The sequence below is a fragment of the Ralstonia sp. R-29 genome, from assembly GCF_049913345.1.
Classification (GTDB): Bacteria; Pseudomonadota; Gammaproteobacteria; order Burkholderiales; family Burkholderiaceae; genus Ralstonia.
Genome location: NZ_CP184377.1, coordinates 3,328,431 through 3,348,315, shown reverse-complemented (window position 1 = coordinate 3,348,315; position 19,885 = coordinate 3,328,431). Strand labels below are relative to the sequence as shown.

Sequence of the window (19,885 nt, the reverse complement as noted above, 5' to 3'; positions counted from 1 at the left end):
AAGAATCATGATTTCCTCGCTCCGCACCCGCATCCTCCTGATCTCATCGGCCACTGTGGTCGGTGCCCTGGCGCTGTCCGGCGCTGCCACCTATTCCATTGTGCGCAGCAACACGATGGAATCGATTGACCAGAACCTCGCCGCCATCGCCAGCGGCAACACGCTCGCCATCGACAAATGGGTCGCGGCCAAGGCGCAGGCCGTGAAGTCCACCGCCAGCGTGATCGAACATGGTGACCCGCAAGGCTTCGGCAAGCACATGGGCGATGCCAACGGCTTCCCGATCATCACGGTCGGGTGGACGGACAAGTCGTTCATCTCCACCAGCGCGACCACGCCCAAGGACTACGACCCGACGGCTCGCCCCTGGTACAAGCAAGCGATTGCCGCAGGCCAGCTGCTCGTCACCAAGCCCTACGGCGACGTGTCGACCGGCGTGCCGTATGTGTCGTTTGCCGCGCCGATGGTGAAGAACGGCGAAACCACGGGCGCGCTGTCGGGCGCCGTGCCGCTCGATGGCGTGCGCGAAGTGGTGTCCGCCGTGCACCCCACGCCGTCGAGCCTGGCGTTCGTGGTCGCTAAGGACGGCCAGGTGATCGCCCACCCCGACGCCAAGCTGATGCTCAAACCGGCCACCGACGTGGCGGCCGCGCTCAACGCCGATGCGCTCGCCAAGCTGGCCACCGCCACGGCCCCGCTGGAGCTGGAACTTGCCGGCGCGCCCAAGCTGCTCAAGGCCCAGGCCGTGCAGGGCACCGACTGGTATCTGGTGATCGCGTTGGACAAGGCCGAGGCCACCGCCGGCTTGCGCAACGTCGTCAAGGCGCTGGCCGTGGCCATGGTGCTGCTGACACTGGCCGCCGTAGGCATTGCCGCATTCTTCACCTCGCAATCGTTTCGCCGCCTGTCGCAGGTGCGCGATGCGATGGACACCATCGGTGCTGGCGGCGGTGACCTCACGCACCGCCTGCCGGTGGTCGGCAACGATGAAGTCGCGCAGATCAGCGCATCGTTCAATACCTTCATCGACAAGATTGGCGAGGTGCTGCTGGAAGTGCGCGCCAGTGTCGACAGCATGAAGTCGGCTACCGGCGAGATCGAGATGGGCAACCGCGATCTGTCCAACCGCACCGAGGTGTCCGCGAGCAATCTGCAGGAAACCTCCGCCGCACTGACCGAGCTGACCACCAGCGTGAAGAACTCCGCCGACGCGGCCGTGCAGGCCACGCGTCTGGCCAGCGAGGCAAGCGATGCCGCCACGCGCGGCGGCGAGGTCGTGTCGAGCGCCGTGAGCACGATGGACGAGATCGGCAAGTCGTCCGCGCGCATTACCGAGATCATTGGCGTGATCGACAGCATCGCGTTCCAGACCAACATCCTGGCACTCAATGCCGCCGTGGAAGCTGCTCGCGCTGGCGAGAACGGCCGCGGCTTTGCCGTGGTGGCCGGCGAGGTGCGCACGCTCGCCCAGCGCAGCGCGACGGCCGCACGCGAGATCAAGGACTTGATCCAGGCCTCGGAAGCCAGCGTGCAGACCGGCGCGCAACGCGTGCAAGCCGCCGGCGCGACGATGCAGGAGATTGTGCAGGGTATCGAGCGCGTCGCGCGCATCATCGGTGAGATTGACGGTGCGATGCACGAGCAAAGCGCCGGCATCAGCCAGATCGACCGCAGCGTCGCCGAGATGGACCAGGCCACGCAGCAGAACGCGGCGCTGGTGGAGCAGTCGACGGCGGCATCGGCAATGCTCAATGAGCAGGCGCAGGGGCTGGCGCGCACGGTGGGCTTGTTCAAGCTGCGCAACGCCTGAACGCACGCTGTTACGCCGTCGCAATACCCCTCTTCAACACACGCGGGCCGGGCGTTCCATTGCCTAGAATGGAGCCCCGGCAGCATCCCCCGCGCCTCTCGCCCCCGGCGGACGTTGCCTGACCTCAACGCTCCGCCCGTATGCCCAATGTGCTGATCCTCGGTGGCCGTGCGCCTGTCGCGCTCGACCACGCCCGCCGTTTTGCCCACCAGGGGTGGACGGTCTGCATTGCTGACAGTATTGCGTGCCAGATCAGTGGGGCGTCCAAGGCGGTGACGGCGACGTTGCGCATGGCTTCACCGCGCTATGCGCCGGCGCAATTTGTGGCGGACCTTGCGCGCATCGTGCGCGAGCACCGTATCGATCTGGTGGTGCCGACGTGCGAGGAAGTCTTCTACCTCTCGCGCTATCGACATCACCTGCCGAGCCGCGTGCGCGTGTTGGCCGACGACTTCAGCAAACTGCGCGCGGTGCACAGCAAATGGCAGTTCTTGGAACTTGCGCAGGATTGCGGCGCCGATGTGCCAGTCTCCGCGCGCGTGCAGTCGCTGGACGAAGCGCGCGCCTGGGCCGCCGGTCGGCCCGTGGTGCTCAAGCCGGAGTTCTCGCGCTTTGGCGTGCATGTGCGCCTGTATCGCAACGGCATCCCCGACGATGCGCCGCCGCTGGCGGACTTGGGCGCGTGGGTGGTGCAGACGCTGGTGGCAGGGCAGGAGTTCTGCTCGTACAGCGTGGCCGATCGCGGCCGGCTGGTGGCGCATGCGGTGTATCGCCCGGACTGGCGGATGTCGACCAGCGCGAGCTTCTACTTCGCGCCCGCGCGCATCGATGCAGTGCGCGACTTCGTCACCAACTTTGCGCGCAAGCTCGACTTCACGGGGCAGCTCTCGTTCGACTGGATCCAGCAGGCTGACGGCCGCGTGAGCCCGCTCGAATGCAACCCACGCGCGACCAGCGGTAGCCACTTGTTTGGTCTCGATGATGCCTTGCCCGCCGCACTGGCCGGCACGCTTGATGGCTGCATCGAGCCCTCGCCCGGCGCGCCGCGTATGGCGGCGGCGGTCATGGCGTCGGTCGGGCTGTTTGAGGCACTGCGCCGCGGCAAGCTGAGCCAATGGCGCCACGACTGGCGTGCCGCCACCGACGTCCTCGGCACCCCGGGCGACCGCGGTCCACTGTGGGGCGGCGTGCGCAATCTCGCTGCATATGCGCGCCTGGCCATCGCCCAGGGCTGCAACATGCGCGAAGCGGCCACGCAAGACATTGAATGGGACGGCCAGGAGCTGCCCGAGGTATGAACGCGCCGGGCGCCATCACCGTTGCCATGCATGCGTGTTTTGCCGACAAGGCGGCTGCGTTCTTGCACGTGCATCGCGGGCAGGCGTCGCTGCCCTTCGTTGCGAATCTCGTCACGCAGATCGACATGGTGGAGGCGGGTGGCTTGCCGTTGCCGGTCACGGTCAACGGCAGCGAGGATCGCGCCGGTCATGCCGACAACGCCTGGATCTGCTCGCCCATCACCACCTACGGCCGCTATGCGGCGGAAGAATCCGAGCGGCTGATGCCGCGTGTGCTCCGGCCGGTCTTGCGTGGCGCGATTGGTTTGGCCGACGCGTGGATGCGGCATGCGCAGTTGGACCGCGCCGTCGCCGTCAACAACTGGTTGGTGAGCACGAACCTGTACCCATCGGCGGCGGCGTTCGACCTCGAGGCGCTGGTGCGCATGTGCCGCGAGCGCTGGCCGGATCGCGCCATCTGGCTGCGCTCGCTCAACACGTTGCAGCATGCCGACTGGTTGCGTGCTACTGCGGCTGCGGGCTTCGATCTGATCCCCACGCGGCAGGTCTACGTGTTCCGCGATCTGCACAACACACGCCAGCACCAGAACCTGCGGCGTGACCTGCGCTGGCTCGACAAGACGCCGCTGACGTTCGTGCCGCACGACGCCTTTAACGATGCCGATTTCGTGCAAGCCGAGCGGCTGTATGCCCAGCTCTATCTCGACAAGTACTCCGCGTTGAACCCCCGCTACACGGCGGCGTTCCTGCAGGCGTGGCATGCAGCGGAGCTGCTCGACTGCGCGGGCTTTCGTGATGCGCAGGGCGTGCTGCGCGCGGTGGTCGGCGTATTCGGGCAGGGGCCGCTGCTGACGGCGCCCATCGTCGGTTACGACACGACGTGGCCGCCGTCTGCCGGCCTGTATCGCCTGCTGATGGCGCACGTGCTGCGCCTGACGATGGCGCGCGATGCCGAGTTGAACCTCAGCGCCGGCGCCGCCCACTTCAAGCGCCTGCGCGGTGGCGTGCCGGCCATCGAGATGAGCGCTGTCTACACGCAGCACCTGCCGCCTGCCACGCGCCGCGCGATCGGTGTGTTGCGCAGCCTCACCACCCGGATCGGCGTACCGATCATGCAACGCTTTCAGCTATGACGGCCGCTGTCTGGAACCCTACGCTGCTGCGCGGCTGGTATCCCGTGGCCGAGGCGCACCGCCTGCGAGCCACGCCGATGCGCGTGACGCTGTTCGGCCGCGCGGTGGTATTCGCCCGGCTGCCATCCGGCAAGCTGCTCGCGTTGGACGATCGTTGCCCGCATCGGCAGGTGCCGCTGTCGGATGGCGCGCTCGTCGGCGAGACGCTGCAGTGCAAGTACCACGGCTGGACGTTCGGGGCCGACGGCCGGTGCACCGCCATACCCGGCCTGTGCCCGAGCGCCGCCGTACCCACCGTGCAGGTCCATGCATGGCACGTCTTTGAGCACGATGGGCTGATCTGGTTGAGCGCGCGGCCACCCGGCGAAGCCGGCCCCGCTGCGCTCCCGGCGTTCCTGAGTCGCCTACCGTCCGGCAGCCGGCGCTTTCTGTGGAGCACGCTCTGGCAAGCCCGCCCTGTTGACGCGCTGGAGAACTTTCTCGACCCGCTGCACACGCATCTCGTGCATCCGGGTCTCGTGCGCAGGCACGGTGCACGCCAGCCTGTGACAGTTGCCGTCACGCAATCCGCCGAGGGCCTGCAGGTGGACTACACCGGCCAGCCGCAGCAAAGCGGTTTGCTGTACCGGTTGTTCGAATCCCCCCGCACGATGGAACGCGCGCATTTCGGTACGGCCGCTCCCGCGACGGCGCAGCTCGAGTACCGCTATGCCAATGGCAGCGCGCTGGCTTTCACGCTGCATTTCACGCCAGAAGACGAGATGCGCACGCGCGTGTTCGCCACGCTGCATGTGGAGAACCGCTGGGCGCCGGCCTGGGCGGTGCGCTGGCTCGTGTGGCCGTTTCTCTATCGCGTGGCCGAGCAGGATCGCCGCATGGTCGAAGCCCAGGCCGCGAACAGCGTGCGCTTTGGGCGGCAGGATGGCATCTCTACCGAACTAGACCTGGTGCGACCGATGCTCGATGCGGTGTGGATGCCGAATGGCGAGCCGGTGAGGGCGGGGCAGCGGGTCGTGCAGATGTGGCTGTGAGCCACTGCCGCCTATGGCAGCGTGCAATCCACCAGCGCTGACAGGGCCTCCGCGCCGATCGTCACGCTGCCCGCGAACGGGCGATCGTGCAGCACGAGCAGAAAGAAGATCATCCCGAAGCCGGCGGTGAAGAGCGTCAGGGCGATGCGGCGTTCGCGGGTGGCGCTGCGGTGCAATTCGGCAATCACGAAGGCATTGGTGAACAGCAGCCAAGCCATGGCGGCCAGCTTGACGCCGCTCAGTTGGCGCTTGGCCAGTTGCAGGCGTGTGGCGCGCGCGTTGTCGATGGTATCCAGGCGCTTTTCCAGTTCATCCAGCTCATGCGCGATGTGCTGGGGTGCATCGATACGGCGGACGTCTGCCAATGTCGCCGATGTCGTGCGCGGGGCCTGAGCGCTTTCTTGGCGCGACACCCACAATGCCTCGCGCAACTGCGCGAACGCACGGCCAGTGTTCGGGCTGGAGGTGCGATGTGCCATGGCGGGCCATTCATCCTGGATGGCGCTGTGCACATACACCAGCAGCGCGGTTTGAACGGGCGTGGCCAGGCGGGCGGGCAGCGCGTCGAGGATGCGCTGGGCTTCCGCAGCGGCTATGCCTTCGCGTTCCACGGCGGCCTCCGCACGGGCATTCTGCGTCCAGATATCGCTGGAGATAAAGCCGATGATGACGGCTGTCGGCACTAACAGCCCCGTCAGCAGCGTGCCAATGACGGTGGTGCCCGGACGCGCCGGCCACAGACGCGCTACGCCCGCAGAGCCGGCCGATGCCGCCGCCGACACGACCCCCAGCGAACCAAAGCACACCGCCAGCAGGGCCGGCGTGGAAAGCGTGAAGAGCCAACTGTAGTAGTCGAAATGCAGCATGGTGCGCGACGGGCCCGCCCTGAACGATGGGGCCGGATGCTCTCACGCAAGGTAGGCGACACTCAATCAAAGCGCCGTGCCGTGCGCGCAAATGGTGATGGCGTCGCGCCAACTGATCGCTGTGTCTCAGCCGGCCTAACGCGACCGCCCGTCGAAGTGCGTCACAGGCACGCTGTCCAGATCGATGTCTTCCAGGCAGCGCACGTTCACCGCAATCATCGGCGTGCCATCTGGCATGGCGCCCTCGGCATACGGATGGATGCCGCAAGTCGGGCAGAAGCGGTGGTTGATCACGTGCTTGTGGAAGACGTAGGTGCGGGCGTTGTCCTCGGGCGTGAGCAGCCTCACTTTGTCGCGCGGCACGAACCACAGCAGCGACCCCTTGCGCTGGCAGATCGAGCAGTTGCATGCCATGGCGCTGTCCGGATGGCCCTCGACCTCGAAGGCGATGTGTCCGCAGTGGCAGCTTCCCTTGTGTGTCATGCCGGTCTCCTGTTCGGGGGGGGGTGGGTGCCGTCCACTATAGGCAAACGGCAGGGCGACGGACGACACGCCCTTGGGAGTCGCCCTAGTCTCCGCGCCCGCGCACCGATGCGACAATCGCCGCCATTGCGCCACACAGGAGGAGATGCCATGCGCCACCATCGTTCTGTTGCTGTCTTGCGGGCGGCTTGCTTTGTCGCCGGCTTTGGCGGATGTGCCGGTGCGTTTGCGCAAGCGTCGGCGCCGGTGGCTGCACCGGCTGCACCTCCGCTTGCGGCGCAACTCATCAACATGGGCAGCATGACGCCGGACGAAATCGGCCCCGTCATCGCCGAGATGGGGTCGCTGCGCACCAAGACGCTGGTGAGCACCACCAACGGCACGGTGGGCATCCAGGTGGGCACCGTGGCCAAGCACACGCATACCTATTCGGACGAGATCCAGTACGTCATGTCCGGCACGGCTACCGTCTGGCTCGACAACGGCCCGCGCGAGGTCCGGGCGGGCGATCTGCTCGTCATTCCGCACGGCGTGGTGCACGGCACGCTGACCACCAGCACGGACTTCAAGGCCATGGCGATCAAGCTGCCGCCGCAGCGCGCGGGCGATACGCACAAGGTGCCCTGAAGTGTGTTCTGACCTGCGCGGAGGTTGGCGTGGATCAGGCCGGGGCGGAAACACCTTCCCTTACAATGGCGCCCTCATCCAGAGTCCTCCGCCATGTCCGCACCGCTCGCCAACGACACCTTCCTGCGCGCTCTGCGCCGCCAGCCGACCGACTACACGCCGCTGTGGCTGATGCGCCAGGCGGGCCGTTACCTGCCCGAGTACAACGCCACGCGCGCCCGCGCCGGCAGCTTCCTCGGCCTGGCCAAGTCGCCGGCGTATGCCACGGAAGTGACGCTGCAGCCGCTGGACCGCTATCCGCTGGACGCCGCAATCCTGTTCTCCGACATCCTGACCGTGCCCGACGCCATGGGCCTGGGGCTGTCGTTCGCGCAGGGTGAGGGCCCGCGCTTTGCCAAGCCGGTCCGCACGGAGGCTGACGTGGCGGCGTTGTCGGTGCCGGACATGTCGCAATTGCAATACGTGTTTGATGCTGTGGCGGAAATCCGCCGCGCGCTGGTGCAGGACGGCCGCCAGCGCGTGCCGCTGATCGGCTTCTCGGGCAGCCCATGGACGTTGGCCTGCTACATGGTCGAAGGCGCTGGCTCGGACGACTTCCGCACCGTCAAGTCGATGCTCTACGCGCGCCCGGACCTGATGCATCGCATCCTGGAGATCAACGCGCAGGCCGTCATCGACTACCTGAACGCGCAGATCGAAGCCGGTGCGCAGGCTGTGCAGGTGTTCGATACCTGGGGCGGCGCGCTGGCCGACGGCATTTACCAAGAGTTTTCGCTGGCTTACATGCAGCGTGTGGTGCAGGGCATCCGCGCCGGGGCCGATGGCCAGCGCGTGCCGGTCATCCTGTTCACGAAGGGCGGCGGCCTGTGGCTTGAAGCCATGGCCCAAACCGGCGCCGATGCGCTGGGCGTGGACTGGACGGTCAACCTGCAGTTGGCTCGTCAGCGCACCGGCGGCCGCGTTGCCCTGCAAGGCAACCTGGACCCGACCGTGCTGTTTGCCGAGCCCGAAGCGATCCGCACCCAGGTGCGCCGTGTGCTGGATGACTACGCGGCTGGCGGCAGCAGCGACGGCCACATCTTCAACCTCGGCCACGGCATTTCGCAGTTCACGCCGCCCGAAGCGGTGACGGTGCTGGTGGACGAGGTGCACAACTACAGCCGCGCGTTGCGCGCCAAAGCCAAGTAACACATCAATGTTGCAGTGCGATAGTGTTTGAATCGACCTGCTACGGTGCGTGCAGCCGACGGCACGAGTGGAATCATCGCCGCTTTGGTGCAGCTAGGGTGAGTGGCCACTCGCGTGCGGGTGGCCCAAGCTGGCCCAGAACCCCTGTCAAGCGATTTATTTCGCACGTTTTTGTGCAGACTTAAGCTGTCAAGACTTGACTTATGCACAAAGCTGTCTCGGCTGGTTTTTTTCGCGGCGCAGCACCGAATGGTTCGCGCACACATCGCATAAGTGTTTGATTTTTTTGAGATAAAGGCGAACGCGCGGAAATCGTGCAAGCCAGAAAATCGCTGTGTTGACGGCCTTCCACGAGCAGAACCAGCGACTTTTCAACAAAGTTATCCACAGCCTGTGTGGACAGATCAAAAATCCGCCATCGATCAGGGCGCCAAGACGCAAACCTCAAGTAATACTTGAGCATTGGCGATGCGGCAGCGTCGCTGCGCTGGCAAGGGGCGACGGGCCAGCCGCTTTTTTCAGGTGCACGATAGATCGCCGCAACGCAACAAACTCTTTGCAATTCAACCGTTTGCGCTCCGCATGACCACCACCCACGTCGACGCCGTGTTCCCTGATGCCAACGCGTCGGCCGCCATCGCACGGGTGGTGATTGATACGCCGCTCGATGCGGTGTTCGATTACCGGTACGGCCCGACCTTGCCGCCGGTATTGCCCGGGCAACTCGTGGTCGTGCCGTTCGGCAACCGTCGCGTGGTAGCGCTGGTCGTGGAAACCGCAGCGACCACCGAGGTGCCGCAAAACAAGCTGCGTGATATCGAGCGCGTGCTCGATTGGGTGCCGCCGCTCGATGCTGAATGGCGCGCGCTGGCCGAATTCGCGGCGGGCTACTACCACCGCGCGCTTGGCGAAGTGACCTTGCCGGCGCTGCCGCCGCTGTGGCGCACGCCCGGCAGTTGGGACAACCTGGCCCGCCAAGCTACGGAAACCGTCTACGTGATGGTTGAGCCGGCGCGGGCGGCATTGCTGGACAGCGTGCCAAAGCGCGCCACTGGCGCCATGCGTCTGGCCGAAGCGTTGACCGGCGACGGCGAGCTCTCCACCAGCGCTGCTGTTGCCCTGCATGGGCAGGCGGTAGCCAAGCTACGCGACTGGGCCGCCGTCGGCTGGCTACGCGCCGAACTGCGGCCGAAGCCGCTCCTCCCGCAGCCGCTTGAATTGCCCGAGCCGTCCGTCGCGCCCGCTCTGAATGCCGAGCAGGCCACCGCCGTGGCGGCCATCGCGCAGGGTGGGGCGAGCGGTGCGTTCTGCCCGTTCCTGCTCTACGGCGTGACCGGCAGCGGCAAGACCGAGGTCTACCTGCACGCCATCGCCGATGCCCTGGCGCGCGACCCTGCCGCCCAGGTGCTGATGCTGGTGCCCGAGATCAACCTCACCCCGCAACTGGAAGCGCGCATTGCGGCGCGTTTTCCGGGCGTACCCATGGCTGCGCTGCACAGCGGGCTCGCCGAACAGCCGCGCGCGCTGAACTGGCTGGCCGCGCACCGTGGCGAGGCCCGCATCGTGCTCGGCACGCGGCTGGCGATGCTGGCGTCGCTGCCCAACCTCGCGCTCATCCTCGTCGATGAGGAGCACGACACGTCGTACAAACAGCAGGAAGGCTTGCGCTACTCCGCGCGTGACCTGGCGCTGTGGCGGGCCAAGCAGCGCAATATCCCGGTCGTGCTGGGGTCGGCCACGCCCTCGCTGGAAACGTGGTGGCGGGCGGAGCAGAACGCCACCGTGCGTCTGACGCTGTCCCAACGCGCGCAAGCCGAGGCGGTGCTGCCGCGCGTGTCGCTCATTGACCTGAATCTGGAGCGGCGTGCTGGGCGGGAGATCCGCGATGGGTTGTCCAAGCCGCTCGTGGATGCCATTGCCGACCGCCTCGCGCGCGGCGAGCAAAGCCTGCTGTTTCTCAATCGACGTGGCTACGCACCCGTGCTTTCGTGCGACGCGTGCGGCTGGTTGTCGGGCTGCCCGCGCTGCTCGGCGTACTTGGTGCTGCATAAGCCCGAGCGGCGCCTGCGTTGCCACCACTGCGGCTATGAATCGCGAATTCCGCATCACTGCCCCGACTGCGGCAATGTCGATATCGCCCCGCTTGGGCGCGGCACACAGCGCATCGAAGAGACGCTCGGCGAGCTGTTTCCGCAAGCCCGCGTCGCCCGCATCGACGCCGATTCCACGCGCCGCAAGGGCAGCGCCGAAGCGTTGTTCGACACCGTGCACGAAGGCAGCGTCGACATCCTGATCGGCACGCAGATGGTCGCCAAGGGGCACGACTTCCAGCGCGTGACGCTGGTGGGCGTGGTGGCGCCGGACCCCTCGCTGTTTTCCCATGACTTTCGCGCTGGCGAACACCTGTTTGCCTCGCTGATGCAGGTGGCAGGGCGGGCGGGCCGCGCCGGGCTGGCGGGGGAGGTGCTGATCCAGACGCGGTATCCGGATGCGCCGGCGCTGCAGGCGCTGGTGCGGCATGACTACGGCGGGTTCGCGCGGCAACTGCTGCGTGAGCGCAAGCAAGCCGGCCTGCCGCCGTTCGCTTACCAGGCGCTGCTGACCACCGAGCACAAGGAGGTGGCACGGGCGCTGGAATTCCTGAAGGCTGCGCGGGAGATGGGGGAAGCACTGGTGGCTGAACTGGGCGCGCCGGTGTTTTTGCATGACCCGGTGCCGATGACGATGGTGCGGTTGGCCAACCGCGAACGGGCGCAACTGCTGGTGGAATCTGCCTCTCGCGCGGCGCTGCAGAAGCTGCTGACCGCCTGGACTGAGCGGTTTGGGGAGATTGGGAAGACGGTGAAGGGGGTGCGGTGGCAGTTGGAGATTGATCCGTTGCGGATTTAACTGCTTTTTTTTTGGGGCCTTGGTGGTCCACCTCCCTTTCACCCCCTGCCGGGGGCGACTCACTTTCTCTGTCTTGCCAGAGAAAGTAAGCAAAGAGAGGCGCGCCCGAGATGGCGACTTCCCCTTGGATTTGTGTCGCGGGGAGGGGAAGGAGCCAAACTCGCTGCGCTCAGACAAGGCTCCTTCCTTTTTCCTCCCCGCAACAAAAATCCAAGGCGCCATCTAGGGCAAGGGCAAAGCAAACCAAACCAAACCATCGATTGCTCCCGCGCTACTTCGGCTCTAGCGCAGCCTTCGGCTTTGCGCTCTAAAACAATTCTTCCTGGCGCTTGCATTAGTGCCCCGTCGGTTTGGCCTTTGACGTTCCTGCCCTTGATGGCGCCTTGAATTTTCGTAAGCGGGCGGAAAAAAGGCCGGGAACTGTCTGAGCGCAGCGAGTTTTCCCGGCCTCCGCCCGGTTACGGAAATTCAAGGAGGGGGTCGCCATCTCGGGCGCGCCTTTCTTTTGCTTACTTTTCTTTGGCAAGACAAAGAAAAGTGAGTCGGCCCCGGCAGGGGACGATACCGGGGATGGACCACCAACCCCAAACCAAAACCCAGAAAAAGCCACCCCAACACCACGTGCGGTTGCACCAAATTTACCCCTTTCGAACCAAGGGGTTGTACTAGGTTGCACCCTCCAAACCGCCGGGCGTATGATCCGCTCCAATTTGCCGGCCACAAGCTTTGGCAATGGCAGCTACGGATAGGAACCCACATGGCTACAACCACCCTCGGGGTCAAACTGGACGATGCTTCGCGTGAACGCCTCAAGCGCGTTGCGCAGTCCATTGACCGCACGCCGCATTGGCTGATCAAGCAGGCGATCTTCACGTATTTGGATCAAGTGGAGCGGGGGCAGCTGCCAACAGATGCAAACGGCCCGGCGACGGATGGCCTCCCGTCCGCCGCCGCAGCCGTCTCTGACATGCACGATGGCGAAGATGCCGTGGTGCAACCGTTCCTCGAATTCGCGCAGAGTGTGCAACCGCAATCGGTGCTGCGCGCTGCCATCACGGCCGCGTACCGCCGGCCGGAAACCGAAGCCATTCCGATGCTGCTGGAGCAGGCCCGCTTGCCGGGCGCGCTCGCTGCAGAAGCCAAGCAGCTCGCCCGCAACCTCGCGGGCAAGCTCCGCTCACAGAAGGCGGGCGCCGGCCGCGAAGGTCTGGTGCAGGGCCTGATTCAAGAGTTCTCCTTGTCGAGCCAGGAAGGCGTGGCGCTGATGTGCCTGGCCGAAGCGCTGCTGCGCATCCCCGACAAGGCCACGCGCGATGCGCTCATCCGCGACAAGATCAGCAACGGCAACTGGCACTCGCACCTGGGTCAGAGCCCGTCGCTGTTCGTCAACGCCGCCACCTGGGGTCTCCTGCTGACGGGCAAGCTGGTCGCCACACACAACGAAGCCGGCCTGTCGAAGGCGCTCACGCGCATCATCGGCAAGAGCGGCGAGCCGCTGATCCGCAAGGGCGTGGACATGGCGATGCGCTTGATGGGCGAGCAGTTCGTCACCGGCGAAACCATTTCCGAAGCGCTGGCCAACGCGCGCAAGTTTGAAGCCGAAGGCTTCCGCTATTCCTACGACATGCTCGGCGAGGCCGCCATGACGGAGGAAGACGCGCAGCGCTACCTCGCGTCGTACGAGCAGGCCATCCGCGCGATCGGGCAAGCTTCGGGCGGGCGCGGCATCTATGAAGGGCCGGGCATCTCCATCAAGCTGTCGGCGCTGCACCCGCGCTACAGCCGCGCGCAGTACGACCGCACGATCAATGAGCTGTACCCGCGCGTGAAGGCGCTGGCGATGCTGGCGCGTGAATACGACATCGGCATCAACATCGATGCGGAAGAAGCCGATCGTCTGGAGCTGTCGCTCGACCTGCTGGAACGCCTGTGCTTTGCGCCCGAGTTGGCCGGCTGGAACGGCATCGGCTTCGTGGTGCAGGGCTACCAGAAGCGCTGCCCGTTCGTGCTCGACTTCATCATCGATCTGGCCCGCCGCAGCAAGCACCGCCTGATGATCCGCCTGGTGAAGGGCGCCTACTGGGACAGCGAGGTCAAGCGCGCCCAGGTGGACGGCCTGGAGGGCTACCCGGTCTATACGCGCAAGGTCTACACCGACGTGTCGTACCTGGCCTGCGCGCGCAAGCTGCTGGCCGCGCCGGAGGCGATCTTCCCGCAGTTCGCCACGCACAACGCGCACACGCTGGCCGCGATCTACCAGATGGCCGGCCAGAACTATTACCCCGGCCAGTACGAATTCCAGTGCCTGCACGGTATGGGCGAACCGTTGTACGAGCAGGTGGTCGGCAACAAGCCGGGCAAGCTGAACCGCCCGTGCCGCATCTACGCGCCGGTCGGCACGCATGAAACGCTGCTGGCCTACCTCGTGCGCCGTCTGCTGGAAAACGGCGCCAACACCTCGTTCGTGAACCGCATTGCGGACGAGTCGATTCCTCTGGACGACCTCGTCGCCGATCCGGTGGCCGTGGTGGAAAAGATGCACGCCGATGAAGGGACGCTCGGCATGCCGCATCCGAAGATTCCGCTGCCGCGCCACCTCTACGGTGACGTTCGCGCAAACTCGTCGGGCATTGACCTGGCGAACGAGCAGCGCCTGGCGTCGTTGTCGTCCGCCCTTCTTGCTGGCACCAGCACGGTCTGGGCCGCCGAGCCGACCATCGGTGATGCACCGTACGCAGGTGGCACGCCGCAGCCGGTGCGCAACCCGTCGGACCTGCGCGATGTGGTTGGCCACGTGACGGAAGCCACGGAAGCGGATGTCGATGCCGCGCTGACGGCCGCCGCCGCCGCCGCGCCGATCTGGCAAGCCACGCCTCCCGAAGCGCGCGCCGCGCTGCTCGATCGCGCAGCAGACCTGATGGAAGGCGAGATGCAGCACCTGATGGGGCTCATCATTCGCGAGGCGGGCAAGACGCTGTCCAACGCCATCGCTGAAGTGCGCGAAGCCGTGGACTTCCTGCGCTACTACGCAGCGCAAGTGCGTGGTGGTTTCTCGAACGACACGCATCGCCCGCTGGGTCCGGTGGTCTGTATCAGCCCGTGGAACTTCCCGCTGGCGATCTTCACCGGCCAAGTGAGCGCGGCACTGGCCGCCGGCAATCCGGTGCTCGCCAAGCCCGCCGAGCAGACGCCGCTGATCGCCGCCCAGGCTGTCCGCATCCTGCGCGAAGCCGGCGTACCGGCCGGTGCCGTGCAGCTGCTGCCGGGCCGCGGCGAGACCGTCGGCGCCGCGCTGGTGAAGGATGGGCGCACCAAGGGCGTGATGTTCACGGGCTCGACCGAAGTCGCGCGCATCCTGCAGCGCACGCTGGCTGGCCGGCTGGATGCTAACGGCGCACCGATCCCCCTGATTGCGGAGACCGGCGGCCAGAACGCGATGATCGTGGATTCGTCCGCGCTGGCCGAGCAGGTGGTGGCGGACGTGCTGTCGTCCGCGTTTGATTCCGCAGGCCAGCGTTGCTCGGCACTGCGCGTGCTGTGCGTGCAGGACGACGTGGCCGACCGCGTGCTCACGATGCTCAAGGGCGGCATGGCTGAACTGGCGATGGGCAATTCGGATCGCCTTGCCACGGATGTCGGCCCGGTGATCGACGCCGAGGCGCGCGACAACATCGTCGGCCATATCGAAGGCATGCGGGCCAAGGGCCGCCGCGTGCATCAGGCGCCGGTGCCGGATGCGTGCGCACATGGCACCTTCGTGCCGCCGACGGTGATCGAACTCGATAGCCTGTCGGACCTGACGCGCGAGATCTTCGGCCCCGTGCTGCACGTGGTGCGCTGGAAGCGCTCGGGTGACAACACCGGCCTGACCAAGCTGATCGAGCAGATCAACGGTACCGGCTACGGCCTGACGCTGGGCATCCACACGCGCATCGACGAGACCATCGCGCACGTGGTGGACCGCGCCCACGTCGGCAACCTGTATGTGAACCGCAATATCGTCGGCGCCGTGGTGGGCGTGCAGCCGTTCGGCGGCGAAGGCCTGTCGGGCACGGGCCCGAAGGCGGGCGGGCCGCTGTATCTGCTGCGTTTGCTGTCGACGTGTCCGCAGGACGGCATGCGCACCGCGCTGTCGCTCACGGCGGGCGCCGGCACTGAAGTCGATACCGATGCGCGCCGCGCGCTGCTGGCGCCGTTCGATGCGCTGGCCGACTGGGCGCGCAAGCAATCGCCCGAGCTGGCAACGCTGTGCGAACGCCTGGCCGCTGCCTCGGCCGCTGGTGCCACGGCCACGCTGCCCGGCCCGACCGGCGAACGCAACACCTACACGCTGCTGCCGCGCGAAGCGGTGCTGTGTGTGGCCGCCGATCCGGCCGATTGGCTGCGCCAACTGGCGGCCGTGCTGGCGGTTGGCAGTACGGCGGTTGTGCAGGAAAACCCTGCCATTGAAGCGGTACTGCGGGGCCTGCCGGCGGCAGTACAATCGCGCGTCCGTGTGGTCGGGTCGACCGACGAAGCGGCGTTTGATGCGGTGCTGCACCACGGCGATTCGGACCATCTGCGCGCTATCTGCGAAGGGCTGGCACGACGTGCAGGCCCGATCGTCGGCGTGCAAGGCCTGCCGCATGGTGGGGAAGGGCTGGCGCTGGAGCGCCTGCTGATCGAGCGTTCGCTGTCGGTCAATACGGCCGCGGCGGGTGGTAACGCCAGCCTGATGACCATCGGCTGACGGGGAGCACGAGCAGGATTCGCGGTTTCACCCACACGACGGGTGCGGGTGGAATGCGAAGCGGGAGGAGGGCGATGGTGATCCCGTCGCGCTATTGATCCAAATTGCGTTTGAACTAGGAGACGCACAAATGAAATTGAAGCAACTGTGTCTGGCCGCCGCACTGTGCGCGCTGGGTGGTGCCGCATCGGCCCAGGAAGTCATCAAGCTGGGCTTTGCTGCCCCGATGTCGGGTCCGCAAGCGCAATACGGCACGGACATGAAGAACGGCGCGACCCTGGCCGTTGAAGAGTTCAATGCCACGCACCCGAAGATTGCCGGTAAGGAAGTCAAGTTCCAGCTCCTGGCCGAAGACGACCAGGCTGATCCGAAGACGGGCACTGCCGTTGCACAGAAGCTGGTGGATAGCGGCATCAAGGGCATGCTCGGCCACTTCAACTCGGGCACGAGCATCCCGGCATCGCGCGTGTACAACCAGGCCGGCATCGCGCAGATCGCCATGGCAACGGCCCCGGAATACACCAAGCAAGGCTACAAGACGACCTTCCGCATGATGACCTCCGACACCCAGCAGGGTTCGGTGGTCGGCTCGTTTGCCGTCAAGAAGCTGGGCTACAAGAACATCGCCATCATTGACGACCGCACCGCCTACGGCCAAGGTCTGGCTGACGAGTTCGAGAAGGCTGCCAAGGCTTCCGGCGCCACGATCGTGCGTCGCGAGTACACCAACGACAAGGCCAGCGACTTCAAGGCCATCCTGACGCAGATCAAGTCGAAGAACCCGGACGCCGTGTTCTACGGTGGCGCCGAAGGCCAATCCGCGCCGCTGCTCAAGCAGATGCGCGAACTGGGCATCAAGTCCACGCTGATGTCGGGCGAAATGTCCAAGACCGACGAGTTCATCAAGCTGGCCGGCCCGCAAGCGGCCGAAGGCATGGTGGCATCGCTGGCTGGCCTGCCGCTGGAGCAGATGCCGGGTGGCGCAGGCTACAAGGCCCGCTATGAGAAGCGCTTCGGCACGCCGGTGGCGACGTACTCGCCGTACGCCTACGACGGCGCGATGGCCCTGATGAAGGCGATGGTTGCGGCTGGCTCGTCGGATCCGGCCAAGTACCTGCCGATCCTGGCAGCGACCAACGCGCAAGGCGTGACCGCCAAGCACTACGCCTACGACGAAAAGGGCGACCTGAAGGACGGCGGCATCACCGTCTACAAGGTCACCGGTGGCAAGTGGGCACCGCTGGAGAGCGTCGGCGGCAAGTAAGCCGATCGGTTTCCTCCATTCGCAGGATGAAAACCGCCCTCCGGGGCGGTTTTTCTTTGGCAGCGACGCGCCCTCCAAACACAGAGTTGCTGACATCTGCATCGAAAATCTTCGATCTATTATTAAATATCGTGTAACACGGTCTTATCGCGTGTCAGTGCTTGACTGACTTTTCCGGCGGAGGCCTTCGGGTACCATGTCGGCCATGACAGGACTTCACGATCTCTTCCCTGCGTGGCCGCCCGCTCCTGGCGGCCTGTTCTGGATCGGGCTGGCGCTGGTGGGTGCGGCGCTGTGCGGCGAGTTTGCGCGCGTGGCATTCAAGTTGCCACGCATCGTGGGCTACGCGGTGGCGGGCCTGGCGGCGGGCGTGCTCGGCCGCCCGCTGATCGACGCCGACATGCTCGACCAGACCCACATCCTGATCGAGATGGCGCTCGCGCTGGCGCTGTTCGAGCTGGGGCACCGGCTCTCGTTCGAGTGGCTGCGTGCCAATCGTTGGCTGTTGCTGACCAGTGGCTTCGAGAGTCTGCTGACCTGGGGCCTCGTCACCTGGATCCTTCAGGCGATTGGCGTGGCCGTACCGGTGGCGGTGGCCGCGGGCGCCATTGCAGTGGCCACCTCGCCCACCGTGCTTCTGCAACTGAAGAATGAGTTGCGCGCCGAAGGCCAGGTGACGGAACGGCTGCTCTCGCTCGGCGCACTCAACAGCATCTACGCCAGCGTGCTGGTGCCCTTGACTGCCGGTTGGCTGCACAGCGAGTACGGGCATTGGGGCGCTGCACTGCTGCATCCGCTTTATCTGCTGGTCGGCTCCGTTGCGCTGGCCTGGGTGGTCGGCAAGGTGGGCCACACGCTGTACCACCGCATGGCGGGCGATGACCACTATGCCTTCCTGGTGCTGGTCGGCCTCGTGCTGTTTGCCTTGGCGCTGGCCAAGTTGCTGAAGCTCTCCGTGCCGCTCACGCTGCTGCTGGCCGGCGTGGTCTTCAAGCATCAGGACGACCACCCGCGCGTATGGCCGTCGCACTTCGGCAGTGCGGGCAGCATTCTGATCGTGGTGATGATCGTCTCGCTCGGCCTGCCGCTCAAGGCGTCGGATTGGATGATCGGCGGTGTGGCGGCTGTGGCACTGGTGCTGGCGCGTTTTATCGCCAAGCTGGCCGGCACCACCGCGCTGGGTTCGTTCTCGGGCCTGTCGATGCGTCAGAGCGTGGCGCTGGGCCTGGCGCTTGGGCCGATGTCGGGATTGTCATGGTTGCTGATGCACGATACGGCGGCGCTGTACCCGCAAACCGGTGGTCCGCTGGCGGCCATCATCCTGTGCACGCTGGCGATCCAGCAAATCGTCGCCCCCATCCTGACCGCGCGTTCGCTGCGCTGGGCGGGTGAGGTGCGACAAGACGAAGGGAGGCGTTGAGCCCCATGTCCCTCGAACCGTTCTCGAAATCCGAAGCCCTGACATTTGGCGTTGAGCTGGAACTGCAGCTCGTCAATCGCCATGACTATGACCTGGCTTCGGCGTCGCCCGACCTGCTACGCATGCTCAAGGGCAAAGAGCACCCCGGCGACATCAAGCCGGAGATCACCGATTCGATGATCGAGATCTCCACCGGCATCTGCCACAGCCACGACGAGGCGCTGTGGCAACTGCGCGAGATGCGCGACCGCATGGCCGATGCGGCCACGGCGCTGAACATCGGCATCTGCGGCGGCGGCACGCATCCGTTCCAGCAGTGGAGCCAGCGCCAGATTTCGCAGTCGCCGCGCTATCAGTACATCTCGGATCTGTACGGCTATCTGGCCAAGCAGTTCACCGTGTTCGGGCAGCACGTGCACATTGGCTGCCCGAACCCGGACGACGCGCTGTACCTGCTGCACGCCATGTCGCGCTACGTGCCGCACTTCATTGCACTCGCGGCATCGTCGCCGTTCGTGCAGGGCGTGGATACCGGGTTTGCTTCCGCGCGCATGAACTCGGTCAGCGCCTTCCCGATGTCGGGCCGCGCGCCGTTCGTGCTGACGTGGGACGCCTTCATCGCGTACTTCGACAAGATGCACGCCACCGGCGTGATCGAAAGCATGAAGGACTTCTACTGGGACATCCGCCCCAAGCCCGAATTCGGCACGATCGAAGTCCGCGTGATGGACACCCCGCTCACCGTTGAGCGCGCCGCCGCCATTGCCGCCTACATCCAGGCGCTGGGCCGCTGGCTGCTGCTCGATCGCCCATTCACGCCGGTGGAAGACGACTACCTCGTCTATACGTTCAACCGCTTCCAGGCGTGCCGCTTTGGGCTGGCGGGCGAATACGTCGACCCGGCCACCGGCAACCGTGGCGCGCTGGCCGATCACATCCTGGAGACGAGCAAGGTGCTGTCAACGCACGCCGAGGCGCTGTCGTCCGAAGGTGCACTCGACATGGTGCGCGAGGTGGTGGAGGCGCGCGATACGGATGCCGAATGGATCCGCCGCGCCCAAAATGAAACCCGCAACCTGCACGAGACCGTGCGACGCGGTTGCGGGCGTTGGACGCAGGCCTTGGTGCAGCCCGCGTAGATGTCGAT

General features: G+C 65.9%; 13 protein-coding genes. 11 read left to right on the top strand and 2 right to left on the bottom strand.

Annotated features, from left to right (window positions below; translation table 11 throughout):
* The first annotated feature begins 7 nt into the window (after window positions 1-7).
* The 4 genes from ACN9M1_RS15745 (at window position 8) to ACN9M1_RS15730 (ending at window position 5,272) form a co-directional block, all read left to right on the top strand.
* Window positions 8-1,810, top strand: coding sequence for a methyl-accepting chemotaxis protein (locus ACN9M1_RS15745; protein WP_426395811.1), 1,803 nt, complete (start codon window positions 8-10; stop codon window positions 1,808-1,810).
* Window positions 1,811-1,950: 140 nt separating this feature from the next.
* Entirely contained in the window at window positions 1,951-3,108 is a 1,158-nt protein-coding gene (locus ACN9M1_RS15740) for an ATP-grasp domain-containing protein (protein ID WP_426395809.1), read from the top strand.
* A complete protein-coding gene (locus ACN9M1_RS15735) occupies window positions 3,105-4,241 on the top strand; it encodes a hypothetical protein (protein ID WP_426395807.1) in 1,137 nt (378 codons plus the stop codon). The genes ACN9M1_RS15740 and ACN9M1_RS15735 overlap by 4 nt, the downstream gene beginning before the upstream one ends.
* Window positions 4,238-5,272, top strand: a complete 1,035-nt coding sequence (locus ACN9M1_RS15730; RefSeq protein WP_426395805.1) for a Rieske 2Fe-2S domain-containing protein — start codon at window positions 4,238-4,240, stop codon at window positions 5,270-5,272. Before ACN9M1_RS15735 ends, ACN9M1_RS15730 begins: the two co-directional genes overlap by 4 nt.
* An 11-nt stretch (window positions 5,273-5,283) precedes the next feature.
* Here the strand turns inward: ACN9M1_RS15730 and ACN9M1_RS15725 are convergent, their stop codons facing one another.
* Together ACN9M1_RS15725 and ACN9M1_RS15720 are read right to left on the bottom strand one after the other, a co-directional pair.
* Window positions 5,284-6,138 (bottom strand): hypothetical protein, encoded by an 855-nt coding sequence (locus ACN9M1_RS15725; RefSeq protein WP_426395803.1) that lies wholly within the window; start codon window positions 6,136-6,138, stop codon window positions 5,284-5,286.
* 135 nt (window positions 6,139-6,273) lie between these two features.
* Window positions 6,274-6,621: a GFA family protein gene (locus ACN9M1_RS15720; RefSeq protein ID WP_426395801.1), complete on the bottom strand. Its 348-nt coding sequence runs from the start codon at window positions 6,619-6,621 to the stop codon at window positions 6,274-6,276.
* A 150-nt stretch (window positions 6,622-6,771) separates the two neighbouring features.
* Here ACN9M1_RS15720 and ACN9M1_RS15715 point away from each other — a divergent pair, with 150 nt between their 5' ends.
* The 7 genes from ACN9M1_RS15715 to ACN9M1_RS15685 all read left to right on the top strand — a co-directional run bounded on the left by ACN9M1_RS15715 (window position 6,772) and on the right by ACN9M1_RS15685 (window position 19,877).
* Window positions 6,772-7,248, top strand: coding sequence for a cupin domain-containing protein (locus ACN9M1_RS15715; RefSeq protein ID WP_426395799.1), 477 nt, complete (start codon window positions 6,772-6,774; stop codon window positions 7,246-7,248).
* A 93-nt stretch (window positions 7,249-7,341) separates the two neighbouring features.
* Window positions 7,342-8,436: a uroporphyrinogen decarboxylase gene (gene hemE / locus ACN9M1_RS15710; protein ID WP_426395797.1), complete on the top strand. Its 1,095-nt coding sequence runs from the start codon at window positions 7,342-7,344 to the stop codon at window positions 8,434-8,436.
* Between the two features lie 582 nt (window positions 8,437-9,018).
* Window positions 9,019-11,325 carry a primosomal protein N' gene (locus ACN9M1_RS15705; RefSeq protein WP_426395795.1) on the top strand — a complete coding sequence of 769 codons (2,307 nt, stop codon included), beginning with the start codon at window positions 9,019-9,021 and terminating at the stop codon, window positions 11,323-11,325.
* Window positions 11,326-12,082: 757 nt separating this feature from the next.
* Window positions 12,083-16,054, top strand: coding sequence for a trifunctional transcriptional regulator/proline dehydrogenase/L-glutamate gamma-semialdehyde dehydrogenase (gene putA / locus ACN9M1_RS15700; RefSeq protein ID WP_426395793.1), 3,972 nt, complete (start codon window positions 12,083-12,085; stop codon window positions 16,052-16,054).
* A gap of 130 nt (window positions 16,055-16,184) precedes the next feature.
* A complete protein-coding gene (locus ACN9M1_RS15695) occupies window positions 16,185-17,318 on the top strand; it encodes a branched-chain amino acid ABC transporter substrate-binding protein (RefSeq protein WP_426395791.1) in 1,134 nt (377 codons plus the stop codon).
* A 196-nt stretch (window positions 17,319-17,514) separates the two neighbouring features.
* Window positions 17,515-18,738, top strand: coding sequence for a cation:proton antiporter (locus ACN9M1_RS15690; RefSeq protein ID WP_426395789.1), 1,224 nt, complete (start codon window positions 17,515-17,517; stop codon window positions 18,736-18,738).
* A 5-nt stretch (window positions 18,739-18,743) separates the two neighbouring features.
* The gene (locus ACN9M1_RS15685; protein WP_426395787.1) at window positions 18,744-19,877 is read left to right on the top strand and encodes a YbdK family carboxylate-amine ligase; all 1,134 of its coding nucleotides are present in this window, start codon (window positions 18,744-18,746) and stop codon (window positions 19,875-19,877) included.
* Window positions 19,878-19,885: the final 8 nt, after the last annotated feature.